The sequence below is a fragment of the Streptomyces roseus genome, from assembly GCF_001044425.1.
GTDB lineage: Bacteria > Actinomycetota > Actinomycetes > Streptomycetales > Streptomycetaceae > Streptomyces > Streptomyces roseus.
This window is the reverse complement of record NZ_LFML01000108.1, coordinates 1-13,252: the sequence shown is the minus strand read 5'-3', so window position 1 is coordinate 13,252 and position 13,252 is coordinate 1. Positions and strand designations below refer to the sequence as shown.

Annotated in this window: 13 protein-coding genes; 3 read left to right on the top strand and 10 right to left on the bottom strand. The window is 73.6% G+C overall.

Annotation, left to right across the window (positions count from 1 at the left end; genetic code table 11):
* On the bottom strand, positions 1 to 630 hold a 630-nt coding region (locus ACS04_RS24780; RefSeq protein ID WP_048478967.1), incomplete at its 3' end, for a hemerythrin domain-containing protein.
* Between the two features lie 216 nt (positions 631 to 846).
* On the bottom strand, positions 847 to 1,566 hold the full coding sequence (locus ACS04_RS24775; protein WP_048478966.1) for a TetR/AcrR family transcriptional regulator C-terminal domain-containing protein: 720 nt from the start codon (positions 1,564 to 1,566) through the stop codon (positions 847 to 849).
* Positions 1,567 to 1,766: 200 nt separating this feature from the next.
* Between ACS04_RS24775 and ACS04_RS24770 the strand changes: the two genes are divergently transcribed.
* Positions 1,767 to 3,377: a CocE/NonD family hydrolase gene (locus ACS04_RS24770; protein WP_078865265.1), complete on the top strand. Its 1,611-nt coding sequence runs from the start codon at positions 1,767 to 1,769 to the stop codon at positions 3,375 to 3,377.
* Between the two features lie 11 nt (positions 3,378 to 3,388).
* On the opposite strand, the gene ACS04_RS24765 is transcribed toward ACS04_RS24770, so the two are convergent.
* Entirely contained in the window at positions 3,389 to 4,030 is a 642-nt protein-coding gene (locus tag ACS04_RS24765) for an NAD(P)-dependent oxidoreductase (protein ID WP_048478964.1), read from the bottom strand.
* 174 nt (positions 4,031 to 4,204) lie between these two features.
* Between ACS04_RS24765 and ACS04_RS24760 the strand changes: the two genes are divergently transcribed.
* On the top strand, positions 4,205 to 5,140 hold the full coding sequence (locus tag ACS04_RS24760; RefSeq protein ID WP_342449533.1) for a helix-turn-helix domain-containing protein: 936 nt from the start codon (positions 4,205 to 4,207) through the stop codon (positions 5,138 to 5,140).
* A gap of 38 nt (positions 5,141 to 5,178) precedes the next feature.
* Here the strand turns inward: ACS04_RS24760 and ACS04_RS24755 are convergent, their stop codons facing one another.
* From ACS04_RS24755 to ACS04_RS24725, 7 genes are all read right to left on the bottom strand, one after another.
* Positions 5,179 to 6,213, bottom strand: a complete 1,035-nt coding sequence (locus ACS04_RS24755; RefSeq protein ID WP_048478963.1) for a zinc-dependent alcohol dehydrogenase family protein — start codon at positions 6,211 to 6,213, stop codon at positions 5,179 to 5,181.
* A gap of 250 nt (positions 6,214 to 6,463) precedes the next feature.
* A complete protein-coding gene (locus ACS04_RS24750) occupies positions 6,464 to 7,063 on the bottom strand; it encodes a hypothetical protein (RefSeq protein WP_048478962.1) in 600 nt (199 codons plus the stop codon).
* Positions 7,060 to 8,406: a DUF58 domain-containing protein gene (locus ACS04_RS24745; protein WP_048478961.1), complete on the bottom strand. Its 1,347-nt coding sequence runs from the start codon at positions 8,404 to 8,406 to the stop codon at positions 7,060 to 7,062. The genes ACS04_RS24750 and ACS04_RS24745 overlap by 4 nt, the downstream gene beginning before the upstream one ends.
* Positions 8,403 to 9,410 carry an AAA family ATPase gene (locus tag ACS04_RS24740; RefSeq protein WP_078865273.1) on the bottom strand — a complete coding sequence of 336 codons (1,008 nt, stop codon included), beginning with the start codon at positions 9,408 to 9,410 and terminating at the stop codon, positions 8,403 to 8,405. Before ACS04_RS24740 ends, ACS04_RS24745 begins: the two co-directional genes overlap by 4 nt.
* 68 nt (positions 9,411 to 9,478) lie before the next feature.
* Positions 9,479 to 10,015, bottom strand: coding sequence for a hypothetical protein (locus ACS04_RS24735; RefSeq protein WP_048478960.1), 537 nt, complete (start codon positions 10,013 to 10,015; stop codon positions 9,479 to 9,481).
* On the bottom strand, positions 10,012 to 10,956 hold the full coding sequence (locus tag ACS04_RS24730) for a DUF4129 domain-containing protein (RefSeq protein ID WP_048478959.1): 945 nt from the start codon (positions 10,954 to 10,956) through the stop codon (positions 10,012 to 10,014). Before ACS04_RS24730 ends, ACS04_RS24735 begins: the two co-directional genes overlap by 4 nt.
* 454 nt (positions 10,957 to 11,410) lie before the next feature.
* Positions 11,411 to 12,247 carry an enoyl-CoA hydratase/isomerase family protein gene (locus ACS04_RS24725; protein ID WP_048478958.1) on the bottom strand — a complete coding sequence of 279 codons (837 nt, stop codon included), beginning with the start codon at positions 12,245 to 12,247 and terminating at the stop codon, positions 11,411 to 11,413.
* A 310-nt stretch (positions 12,248 to 12,557) separates the two neighbouring features.
* Between ACS04_RS24725 and ACS04_RS24720 the strand changes: the two genes are divergently transcribed.
* The coding region (locus tag ACS04_RS24720) for an alpha/beta fold hydrolase (protein ID WP_048478957.1) at positions 12,558 to 13,252 on the top strand (695 nt) is incomplete at its 3' end.

The following is a 13,252-nucleotide window of genomic DNA, read 5'->3' as shown; positions in this document are numbered from 1 at the left end:
CTGCCCCAGGAACCGCCACAGCACCCGGGCCGGGACGGGCAGCCGCGCCATGAACTCCTGGCGCTCCTCGGGAGAGCTGTCCTCCAGGATGGCGCCCAGGGCGATCATCAGCCGGTTCCGCGGGGTCTCGGCCAGGCCCCGCTCGCCCACCGCGTGCCACTGCTTCTCGTTCACGTGCAGCGCGACCAGGGGCATGACCTCCCGCTCCTCCTCGTCCAGGTGGGCGCACAGCTGCCGGTGGTGCCGGCGCAGCGCGTCCGTGAGCTCGTCACGGTCCTCGGCCAGCGCCCGCGCCTGCCACCGGTCCATCAGCCGCCGCACCTCGCGGATGCCGTCGTCGAGCGCACGGTGCTGCGCCTCCATCGCCAGGACCTGCTCGGCGTCGAGGTCCAGGTGGGGGAGCAGCACCGGCCAGAGCATCTCGTCCTCACCGGTGTGGTGGGCGTGCAGGCCGATGGAGTACAGCCGCCAGTGCTCGGACAGGACCCGTGCGCGGCCGGTGTCGCCGGGGCGCACCTCCTCGACGAGTTCGGCCAGCAGGCGCGACTCGCGCCGGAACACCTGGTGGATCATCGCCATCTCGCGGGTGTAGGGGTGAACGGTGGGCTTGGAAGTGTCGTTCGACGTCATGACACCCAGTCTGCGAAGGCCGATTGCAACCCACTTGCACCCGACTTGCGCAGCCCGCAGCCCGCAGCCCGCAGCCCGCAGCCCGCAGCCCGCAGCCCGCTGCCGGCAGCCGGCAGCTTTGCAGCCCGTAACCTCGCGCCCGCCAGGCCGGCTACGGCCCGCTCGTCGTCCGCGGCGACCTCGCCATCGCGGGTCCGGTGGGGCGGCGCGAGGCACTCACGCGCTGTCCAGGCCGTCGACCAGGCGGTTCAGGAACCGGGCGAAGGTGTCGTCGGGACTCGGGGCGTGGTGGCCTGCGGAGGCGAGGGCTTCGGCGAGTTCCGGGTGGCGGCCCTCGGCGGCGACGGCCGCCAGGTAGCGGGCCTCGGCCTCGGCCCGGCCCGGGGAGCGGGCGGCCCCCGCCTGCGCGATCTCGTAGCCGACGTGTCCGGCCACGAACGCGGTGAGCTGGGCGAAGACCTCCAGCTTCGCGCCCCCGTCCAGCCCGGTGGGCCGGAGGGCGGCGAGGGCGTGTTCCAGGACGGCCAGGGTGTTGGGGCCCGGGGAGCGCCGTGTGGACAGGGCCGCGGGCAGCCACGGGTGCCGCAGCATGTGGGCGCGCTGTAGGCGGGCCAAGGCCTTGAGGTCGGCGCGCCAGTCCCCGGTCGGGGGGTCCGTGACCGTCAGTTCTCCGACGACGTGGTCGACCATCAGCTCCAGCAGGGTCTCCTTGTCGGGGGCGTAGCTGTACAGCGACATGACGCCCGCCCCGACCTCCGCGGCCACCCGCCGCATGGTGACCGCCTCCAGCCCCTCCGCGTCCGCGACGGCGACGGCGGCGACGACGATCGCCTCCCGGGTGAAGGACGGCCGGCGGCCCCTGCGGGGCTCGGCGGGACGCAGCCAGAGCCGTTCGGGGTCGAAGCCGGCGGCGCCGGCCCTTTCGTCGCCGGCCATGTCTCGCACTTCCCATCGCTCGTCGTCTCGGGGCACTTGTTGCGCAGGTCATCCAAGCATGACCTATTCTCGTACACAGTACGAGAATCACTCGGAGGAGCGAGATGCCATCACGCACGCCCAACGCCGAAGCCCGCCGGGGCACCGCCGCGGCGACCTGGGCTCCACCCACCGGAAAGCCGCCGCTGTCCTCCCGGATCATGCGGGCGACATGGCGGGGCCTGCCGGCGCCGCGGCACGCCGTCGGATGGGAACCGGGGCTGGTGGTGCCGGCCGCCGACGGCAGCCCGCTGATCACCGACCACTACTTCCCGCGCGGCGAGGGCGACTTCCCCACCCTCCTGGTCCGCTCGCCCTACGGCCGGGGCTTCCCGTGGTCCCCGATGTACGGACTGCTCTTCGCCGAGCAGGGCTTCCACGTGATCCTGCAGAGCTGCCGCGGCACCGGCGGCTCGGGAGGCGATTTCCACCTGTGGCGCAACGAAGCGGCCGACGGCCGGGCCACCGTCGCCTGGCTGCGCGAACAGCCGTGGTTCGACGGGACACTGGGAACGGTCGGCCCCAGTTACCTCGGCTACGTGCAGTGGGCCCTCGCCCTCGACCCGCCCCCGGAACTGAAGGCCATGGTGGTGCAGGTGGGTCTGCACGACCCGCACGCCCTGTTCCACGCGGACGGCGCGCTGCGCCTGGAGAACACCCTCGCCGTCGCAGCGGGCATGACCTACCAGCACCAGGGCATGGCGCCGTTCCTCAAGGCGACGCTCCGCCTGCAACGCCGCCTGCGCGGCATCACCACGGCGCAGCCCCTGCGCGGGGCGTACGCCGCCGCCCTCGGGGGCGAACCCTCCTGGCTGGAAGGTGTGATGGCGCACCCGGACGCCGCGGACGAGTACTGGCGCGGCGCGTCCCTCGCGCAGTCCGCGGACGGGCTGCGCATACCCACCGCCCTGATCACCGGATGGCAGGACGTACTGCTCGACCAGACCTTCGGGCAGTACGAGCGGCTGCGCCGGAGCGGCTGCGACACCTCCCTGCTCGTCGGCCCCTGGACCCACGGCTCGGCCCTGCGGCAGGGATGGCCCGAGGTGTTCACCGAGAGCCTCGCCTGGCTGCGCGCCCACCTCAGCGCGGAGCCCTCCGGGCTGCGCCCCACACCCGTACGCGTGCACATCGGCGGCGAAGACGCCTGGCGGGACCTGGACGACTGGCCGCAGGCCCCGGCGGCCACCCCGTGGCATCCCGCCCCCGGGGGCCACCTCACCCGGCGGACACCCGCGGGCCCCGCGCCCGTCGAGACCTTCCGCTACGACCCGGCCGACCCCACGCCCTCCCTCGGCGGTCCGCTGCTGTCCCGCGCCGCCGGCCGCCGCGACAACAAGGCCCTGGAAGCCCGGGAGGACGTCCTCACGTTCACCAGCCCGCCCCTGACCGAGCCCGTGGACCTCGTGGGTGCGGTCTCCGCACGGCTGACGATCTCCACGGACACCGGTCACGCCGACGTGTTCACCCGCCTGTGCGACGTGGACCCACAGGGCCGCTCCGTCAACGTCTGCGACGGACTGGGCCGGGTACGGGCGGCAACCCGCGAGCCCTCGGAGATCGCCGTACCCATGAGCTCAACCGCCCACCGCTTCGCCGTCGGCCACCGCATGCGCTGGCAGATCAGCGGAGGGGCCCACCCGCGGTACGCGCGTGGCACCGGCACTGGCGAGTCCCCGGTGGACGCCACGACCTACTCGCCGGTGCACATCACCGTGCACGCGGATTCGGCGCTGATCCTGCCGACCCCCGGGACCGGGACGGTTCCGTAGGCGACGACGGGTCAGTAGGCGACGCAGATGCGCGCCCGGGGGTGTGCGCCCTGCTCGATCTCGTCGACGAAGGCCACGGCGTAGTCCTCGGCACTGACCGCGCTGTTGCCGTCCGCGTCCGTGAGGAGCGTGTCCCCGCCGACGCGGAAGGATCCGGTCCGCCGGCCGGGGGCTATGGTCGCGGCGGGTGAGACGGACGTCCACGCCAGATCGCCGACGCGGCGCAGGTCGGCGAGGAGATCGGCGTGCGCGAGGGCCTCCTGCCGGTACTCGGGCGGGAAGCCCGGGGCGTCCATCAGGGTCGCGCCGCCGTCGACGATCAGCGACCCGGCCCCGCCGACCACGACCACCCGGGGCACGCCGCCGGTCCGGACCCCCGCGAGGAGCTCCCGGTACAGCGCCGTGAAGGGCGCGCGGGGGTCGCTGTCGTCCCGTGGCGGCACGAGCGCCGAGGCCACCACGTCCGCACCGGCGACCGCCTCCGCGACCTCTTCCGCGGAGCCCGCGTCGACGGCGGCGGGCACCAGCAGCTCGTGGGCCTGGGGCGCGTCCCCGGAACGGGAGGCAGCCACCACGTGGTGGCCGCGATGGACGGCTTCGGCCGCGATGCGGCTGCCGATCATGCCGGTGGCGCCGAAAAGGACGATCTTCATGGGGGACTCCTCGTTCGTTCGTCGGGCGTCAGGCGCGGCGGCGGGCCAGGGCGGCCGGCCGCGGACGCCGAAACCGACGCCTTGCCTCTTTGTGCACCCGACCACTGGGCCGGATCGGGCACACGTCCAACCTACGAGCTCAAAAGGGGGGTCCCGTGGGTAGGCTGGCGACTCATGATGGTCAAAAACCGACAGCCCTCGCGCGCCGGGGGCGGCCAGTCCATCCGCGAGGTCCCCTTCGCCGCCCCCGTCGGGGTCCCGGCCGGAGCGGAGGTGATGTCCTTCGACCTGCTGCGCTCCCGCCTTCCGCCCCGGAGCCTGGTCGAACCGCAGCGCCCTTCCTTCCACCACCTGCTGGCCCCCGACAAGGGCGTACTGCGGCACTCCGTCGACTTCACCGAGTACGCCGTGGCCGCGGGCGCCTGGCTCTGGGTACGGCCCGGTCAGGTTCAGCAGTGGGACGCCATGGACGCCACCGAGGGCACTGCGGTCTTCTTCGAGGCGGACTTCCTCGACACCGTCACCACCGGAGCGGCCCGCCTGGACGACCCGTACGCTCCGGTGGCCCTGGAGCCCGACGCGGAGGACGGCCGCGCCCTGCGCCGGGCGCGCGACCACCTCGCACGGGAGTGGGAGGGCTTCGGCCGGCTGCCGCCCGCCGTGCACACCGCGACGGTGCGGCACCTGCTCGCCGTCCTCGTCCTGCGTCTGGCACATCTCGACCACCCTGCCGGGAGGCCGCCCGCCGAGCTGGACGACACGTTCCTGCGCTTCCGCGACGCGGTGGAGGAGGGCTTCACCCGGAGCCGGCGCGTCGAGGACTACGCCCGGCTGCTCGGCTACTCGCCGCGTACGCTCACCCGCGCGGCGTCGGCCGGGGCGGGGGTCGGCGCCAAGGAGTTCATCGACCGGCGCATCGTGCTGGAAGCCAAACGCCTCCTGGCCCACGGCGACCGGAGCGCGGTGCAGATCTCACAGCACCTCGGCTTCTCCAGCGCGACCAACTTCAGCAAGTACTTCCACCAGCGCACCGGTCAGAGCCCGATCGCCTTCCGCACGGCCGTCCGGCCCCCGGCCGCCCGCCACCCCACTGCGGGGCGCCCCGACTGACCGGCGGACCGGGAGCAGGGGCGGGCTCAGGGGTGGGCTCAGGGCTGCAAGATGACCTTGAGGGCCTCGCGTTCGGCCATGGCCCGGTAGCCGTCGGCCGCCTGCTCCAGGGGCAGGGTGCGGTCGAAGACGCGGCCGGGATGCACCCGGCCCTCCAGCACGTCGGGCAGGAGCTCCTCGATGTAGGCGCGGGCCGGGGCCACGCCCCCGGTGAGGGTGATGTTCTTCAGGAAGTGCGGAAAGCCCATCTTCACCGTGGGGTACTGGGGCGCGCCGACGCGGGAGACGGTCCCGCCGGCGCGGACGACCCCGAAGGCGGTGTCGAGAGCGGGCTCCAGGCCGACGCACTCCAGCACGGTGTGGGTGCCGTCGCCGCCGGTCAGTTCCCGCACCCGCTCCATGCCTTCCTCACCCCTTTCGGCGACGACGTCGGTGGCACCGAACTCACGGCCGAGATCGGTACGCGCCTCGTGCCGGCCCATCAGGATGATCTGCTCGGCACCCAGGCGCTTGGCGGCCAGAACGGCGGACAGGCCGACCGCGCCGTCGCCGATCACGGTGACGGTGGTGCGCTCGTTCACTCCGGCGGTGACCGCGCAGTGGTGGCCGGTGGGGAAGACGTCGGACAAGGTCAGCAGCGAGGGCAACAGCGCCGAGTCCTCCCCGACACCCAGCTTGACCAGGGTGCCGTCGGCCAGCGGGACGCGCACGGCCTCCCCTTGGCCGCCGTCGACATCGCCCGCGCCCCAGAATCCGCCGTTCCGGCAGGAGGTGTGCAGGCCCTCGCGGCAGAAGTCGCAGGTGTTGTCGGCCCATACGAACGGGGCCACCACCACGTCACCCCGCCGCAGCCCGGTCACGTCCCGGCCGACTTCCTCGACGACACCGAGGAACTCGTGGCCGATCCGGTCCCCCTGCTCCTCGGCGGGCTTGGAGGCGTACGGCCACAGGTCACTGCCGCAGATGCACGAACGCAGTACGCGTACGACCGCGTCGGTGCCCTCGTGGACGACCGGGTCCGGGACGTTCTCCACACGGATGTCGCCGGCGCCGTAGATGAGGGTGGCACGCATCAGAGGAGGCCTTTCGACGCGGGGATTCGGTTCGGGCGACCGCGCACCGGCTCGGGGTGCCCGCCGCGGACGACGGGACGCGGGAGGCGCCGGCGGGTCCCTGCCATCGGGGGGTGGCCCCCACCCAGCCGCTGCGAAGCCGAGGAGCACCGCCCCGAGCAGAATACGACGGGCACCGGGCCGCCGCCCTTCCTGCGAGGCGCCCGCGCCCCACCGGGAGGGGCGAGGCGTTCGTCCGTGGTCTCGGTCGTCAGCCGGGCGGCGTGCGACGGGTGCGCACCGCCAGCACCAGACAGACCCCGGTCGCGGCGATGGCGAGTGAGGCGGGCAGGCGCGCCCACGAGCTGCCGGCGACCGGCGCGTGGGCGGCGATCAGTACCAGAGCGGTCGCCGCGGCGGCCGCCAGCGCGGGTGTCGCCGGCGGGCTGCCGGGCGGGGCGGTGACACCGACGGTCCACGGGTCGGTGACGAGCAGGTAGGCGAGCAGCAGAGCGGCGATGCAGACGGTCAGCCAGGGCGCGGGGCCGGTGGCCGCGGCGACCGCGATCGCAGCGGCGGGCAGCACGGTGGTCCTGCGGCGGGCCGCGACGGTCCGCCGGCTCATGGAGGTCAGGACCGGGCGCGCGTCGACCATCGGGGAGGCCCACCAGGCGGCCGCCGCCGCCACCGGCAGCAGCACTCTGACCGGCAGTGATGCGTGCAGGGCGGTCGGCGGGTCGCAGGCGGCGACGGCAAGGGCCGTTCCGAGCAGGCGGTCGGTGATGCGGGAGGTGAGACGTGTGAGGAGCAGGGCGGTCCGACCGTCGGCCGGGATGTCCGTCCTTGCTGCCCGGACGGGGGCGCCGGTCATCGGTTGCCCCCGCGGATGCGGCCGCGCAGCAGTGGCGCGAGGGCCAGATCGAGGGTCTCGCCCGGCCGGTGGGTGACGACCGCGGTGCCGCGTTCCACCAGGGTGAAGCGCATGGCGTCGCGGTCGGCCCGCCACAGCCGCAGCGCGAGTTCGCCCTCGGTGTCGCCAGGTTCCAGGAGCGGCTCGCCGGCGGGCACCTCGACGACGACCATCGGATTGGCCCGTCCCCGCACCTGCTGCAGGACGTCGAAGATCCGCTGGTCGGTCAGCGGCGTGATGACGTACACCAGCGCTCCTTCGGGCAACGCGGGCGGTGGGAGCAGGTCGAGTCCCTCCGTACGGTGCGCGAGGTCCTTGCGCACCTCCAGAACGCTCTCGACGACGCGGTAGAAGTACCCCTGGCCGCTGCCCGGTCGCAGCCAGCGGGTCGCGCCGCCGACCGACACGACGCCCACCCGGTCGTGGGTGCGCAGGTAGGCGCGGACCAGCCCGGCAGCGGCCCGGAAGGTCTCGTCGAGCGAGGACAGGCCGGTGACGGGGTCCACCACGTCGGCGAGCACGTCCAGCAGCACCACGGTGTCGGCGGTGCGCTCCGCGGCGAACCGGTGCACCTGAAGGGTGCCGCGGCGGGTGGTGGCCGGCCAGTGGATCCGCCGCTGCCGTTCGCCGCGTACGTACGGGTGCACGCCGGTGACCTCGACGCCCTCGCCGCGCTGCTCGGCGGTGTGCTCGCCCAGCCGCTGCGGCAGCCGGACCGGGATCGGCGTGAGGCCGGCGTGTTCGGGCAGCGGGAACACGGCGATCTCACCGAGTTCGACGCGGACGGTGTGCCGGGTCAGCCCCCCGCGGTCGTAGACGTCGACGTCGACGGTGGCGAGGGTCCAGCGGCCCCAGCGCTGCGCGGTCAGGACGAGATCGACGTGGTGCGGGCCGGCCGCGAGGTGGTCGAGCCGGACCCCGTGACCGGGGGTGACTCCGGGGTCCAGAGGGCCGGCCTCACCCTCGTAGGAGACCGTGATCCGCACGCTCACCCGCTCGCCCTCGAAACACCGCCGCGTTCCCACCTCGGCCTCGGCCGTCACCGCCTGCGGACGCGGCCCGCTCCGCAGGGCGAGGGCGAGCAGCACCAGGGGGCCGACGGCGAGAGCGAGTACCCAGGGGCGCCCGGTGACCAGCGCGGCGGCCATCGCGACGACGGCCAGCGTGCCCAGCCGCAGCCCGCGTTCGCCGGCGCGCAGGCCGGGCGGAGGCGGCGGCGGGGGTTGGGCGGTCAGGTCGTGGCGGCCGTCCAGCGCTCGCCGAACGGCGGCGGCCGCTCCGGGAGCCGGTACGGGCTCGGTCATGACGCGATCGGGGTACGCGGCAAGGTCTGCGGGGCGGGCACCGACCGCACGATCTCGCGCATGACGTCGTCGCCGTCGATCTGCCGGACCCACAGCTCCGGCTTGAGGGTGAGACGGTGCGCGAGGGCCGGCACCGCCACGGACTTGACGTCCTCGGGGGTCACGTAGTCCCGCAGGTCCAGGACGGCGCGGGCGCGGGCGAGCTGGACCAGGGCCAGGCCGCCGCGCGGAGAGGCGCCGACCTGGACGTGCGGATGGGCCCGGGTGGCGCGGACCAGCGCGACGGCGTACTCCAGCAGGTCGTCGTCCACCTGGACGCGTTCCACGGCGGCCCGCATGGCCAGTACCTCGCCCGGATCGCTGAGCGTGCGCAGTTCGGCTTCGGGCGCCGCCCGGTCGACACGCGCGCGCAGCATGCCCGCCTCCTCGGACGCCTCGAGATAGCCCATGCGAACCCGAAGCAGGAACCGGTCGAGCTGGGCCTCGGGCAGGGTGTACGTGCCCTCGTACTCGATGGGGTTGGCGGTGGCGACGACCACGAAGGGCTTCGGCAGCGGCCGGGTGCTGCCGTCGACGGACACCTGGGACTCGGCCATGGCCTCCAGCAGCGCGGCCTGGGTCTTGGGCGGGGTGCGGTTGATCTCGTCGGCGAGCAGCAGCTGGGTGAAGACCGGTCCTGGGCGGAAGACCAGGTCGGCGGTCCGCTGGTCGTAAAACGGGGCGCCGGTCACGTCGGAGGGCAGCAGGTCGGGGGTGAACTGGATGCGGCGGAAGTCCAGGCCGAGAGCGGTGGCGAAGGAGCGTGCCAGCAGCGTTTTCCCGAGGCCCGGCAGGTCCTCGATGAGGACGTGGCCGCCGGCGAGGATGCCGAGCATCACCTGCGTCAGCGGTTCCGCCTTGCCGACCACGGCGGTGCGGATCTCGTCGAGCACGGCCGCAGCTCGTTCACCCGCCTGCCGGGGGGTCAGGGTGGCGTGGTCCGGCACGGGTTGCCGACGGGTCAGGCTCACGTTCGTGTCCTCACGGGATGGGGTGGGGATGCGGGCTGCGGGGTCGTTCGCACCGCTACCGGTCACAGGGCTTCCAGGCGGTCGAGCAGGGAGCGCAGGACGGGCTCGGGGAGCGCGGACTGCGGAGCGGTGGCCTCGGGTTCGATCCAGGGCCACAGCTCGGATCCGACCAGCGCCCGGGCCCGCTGTGGGTTGCGGTACATCGCCACGCCGTGCCGTTCGGCCAGCCGGGCGGCGAACAGCCGCTGCAACTGCGGCCGCATGACGGTGTCGAACGGGGCTTCGCCGTCATCCGCGAGCGACGTGGCCACGATGCGGCGCCATCCGTCGAGCGCGGGGGCCCGGCTGCCCAGCAAGCGCACCGGTTTGCGGTAGCCGTTGTCCTGGGCGGCGCCGCCCGCGGCGTAGCGCCCCAGGACCAGCGCGACCGCGGTCATCAGGGCGAAGCCGGTGGCCCCCGCGGCGACACCGTCGGCCAGGACGAGCAACAGCTCGGAGGCGACCGCGGCTGCGCCCAGTACGGACAGCGAGTGCCGTACCGAACCGGGTTCCGGCGAGAGGGAATCGAGGATGGCCCGGATCCGGCCGGGCGCCTTCACGCGGTACCCGTCGGGCGCAGGCCGTCGGAGATCTCGGCGAGCGCGGCCGCGGCCAGGTCGCGGTGGCCGGCGTCCATCGCGTGCGTGGAGTAACGGGCTTCGCGGAACAGGGCCGTGAGCGTGGTGGCAGCCGTCCCCGCAGGCAGGCCGCCGGCAACCGCTCGCTCCAGCAGATCCTGCGGGCTGTCGGAAACGTGCCGGTCCACGCCGGATGCGGCGAGCGACTCCTCCATGGCGGCGTAGCAGGCGATGACGGCCGCGCGGGCGTCGGCCGCTTCCAGCAGGGCACGGCGCCCGGAGTCCACGGCGTGGGCCAGGCGTTCCTGTTCGTGGTCGAGCGTGGCGCCGGTCGCCGCAGCGTCGGGTATCGGCGGCCGGGTCAGATGCCGCCACAGGTACAGCCCGGCGATGACGACGACCACGACGAGCAGCGCGATGCCGAGACCGAGCAGGACGCGCGCCGGCCCGAACTGGACGCCGCGATCGGCTTCAACGGCATGCTGTGCGGGTGGCGGGGCGGAGGCCGGGTCCTGCGGCGGGCCGGGAAGCTGGGACGGTGTGCCGCCCCCGCGGCCAACGTCCCGGCCGGCGCCGGGCGCACCGAACCGGTGCAGGACCAGGACCAGCAGGGGAACGACCAGGGACGCGGCCAGCAGGACGCGGCTCACACCGTCGGCCAACCGCTGTTCCACCGGGTTGAGCTCCCGGTCGGCGCCGACCTGCTCGCGGTACTTCCCGCGCAGCAGCAAACCGCCCAGCAGCGCCAGCAGGGCTAAGCCCAGCACGAGGACGGGGTTGCCGCCGAGCGGCCCGCGGCCTTTGGCCCACAGGCCCGTGTCGGGCCGCAGCAGCAGCGCCGCAAGGACCACTCCGCCCACCACCAGCACGGCCGGCCCGCCGCCGCGCGGCTGCCGCCCGCCCGCCGTACGCTCCCGCCCCACGCCCCACCCCTCCCGTGTGCTCGGCAGCATCGCACACCGTGCATGACGTACCAGCAGCGGGCGGGCTGTTGGCTGCCCGAGCCGCCGGTGGCCGGCCGTCGTCGCCTCGTTCGCCCTCCCGGAGAGCGGGTGCGGGGGTGGGAACAATCCCGCTTGGTTGACCGTTCATCTATCCGTGGGGGCGGGTAGGGCTGATGTCCCCGGGCCCAACCATCCGCCTGCGTGGAAGATCGTCCGGCTGAAGCCACGCAGTGCATTCCGCCGCGAGGCGACCACCCGCCCGCCCCCACCCTCAAGCGCCCGGCCGGTCCCCCCGGCCGGCCCGGGCACCAGCCCCGATCGGTCACCCCCCTGACCGGTCGGGGCCTTCTCGCAGGGTCTTGGCGGCGGCGCCGGGGGTGGGGGAGGCGCGGCCTGGCCGCTGACCTTCACAACAGAGAGATCGGGCCGGGAGTCAGCGGGGGAAGTCCTCCACAGCCTTGCCGAGGTCGCGCTCGAGCTCGCCCGGAGTCTGGAGACCCCGGGCCGCAAGGTAGTCCAGGCGCTCACGGCTCTCGGGCGCGGCCACCAGGCTCTGGAACGTCGCGGCATCGGAGCGGATGTGTGCGGGGGACGCCAGCGTGAGCTCGTTGACGGCACGCTTGGCAGCCCGTACTCCCTCAGGAGGGAAGCGGGCGATGCGTTTCGCCAGACGCTCGACGAAGCCGTCGAGTTCGTCATCGGGCAGGGCGCGGTTGATCCAGCCGTAGCGCTCGGCGGTGTCGGCGTCGAAGTCGTCGGCGCCCACGATGGCCTCGATGGCTCGTGCCCGGCCGAGCCGCCGCGTCAGGTGCTGAACGCCGCCCGCACCGGGCAGCGCGCCGGTTCCCGACTCGAACTGCCCCAGGACGGCGTTCTCACGCGAGGCGAAGATCATGTCGCATGCCAGGGCGAGTTCGTCGCCACCGCCGCGTGCACGCCCGCGCACCTTGGCGATGGTGATCGCCGGGACCCGCGCCAGCTTGTCCAGCAACATGCCGAGAGACGCATCGCCCGGGCCACCGGCCTTCGCGGCCTCCGCGGTGTACTGCGGTACTGCCGTGAGGTCCACGTGCGCCGAGAAATAGTCCGGCGAGGCGCTTTCGATGACGACGACACGCGCAAGGGTCGGGTCGGTATGGAGCGCGCCGACGAAAGAGACCAGGTCGCGGACCAGATCGACGCCGAGAAGGTTGAGGGGACCGGCGTCAAGGGTGGCGAACAGGACTCCGTCCTCCAGACGGGTCCGTATCGCGGCGTACTCGACACTCATGGTGGCTCCTGCGAAGTGAGGGCGCCGCGTGAGGAACGCCCGCTCCCGGGGACGACGCGGTCTGCCCCCGCTTCCCAGCATGCGCCTCGGGGGACGGAGCCGCCGTCCGAACCGCACCTTTCAAAGGAGGCGAGCGGCGGACAGACCTCGGCCCGGATTCGACATGGCCGTCCGTGGAGGACAGGAGCGCCGGCACAACCTCCGGGCTTCGCGTTGCCCGCTTCCGTGGCACGACGGAGACTGGGCCCAGGCGCGCGGATCGGGCACGTCCCGGGCCGCGAGTGGGCGATCTCCGGGAGAGGCCTGCACCATGGGCGAATACGTGGAACTTCCCGCTGTCAGGACCTGGTACGAGACCGAAGGAAGCGGCGATCCCCTCGTCCTGCTGCACGGCGGGTTCTGCACCAACGAGACGTGGGGTGCGCAGCGTGCGGACATGGCTGCCGGGTACCGCGTCTTCCTCCCGGAACGCCGTGCGCACGGGCACACCCCCGATGTCGAAGGGCCGCTGTCGTACCAGGCGATGGCCGAGGATACCGTCGCCTTTCTGGAGGCGGTCGTACGGACCCCCGCCCACCTGGTGGGCTGGAGCGACGGCGGCATCGTCGCCCTGACGGTGGCGGCCGCCCGGCCGGACCTGGTCCGTAAGGTGGTCGTGATCGGCGCCAACTTCCGTCCCGCCGAAGAGGCGTTCGTCGAACCGGCGATGCTCGACGAGATGACCCCTGGCAGTGACGAGTTGGAGTTCTTCCGGGCGATGTACGATCCGGTGACGCCGGACGGGGTCGGGCACTGGCCGGTCGTGGCCGCGAAAATGGTGGCCATGTGGCGCGGCCAGCCGAAGATGACGACGGCGGACCTGGGGCGGATCGAGGCGCCGACGCTGGTGATGGCCGGGGACGACGACATGGTGACCCTGGAGCACACGATCGCGCTCTACCGGGGCATTGCCGGATCCCAACTCGCGGTCATCCCGGGCGCCTCCCACCTCGTACCGCTGGAGAA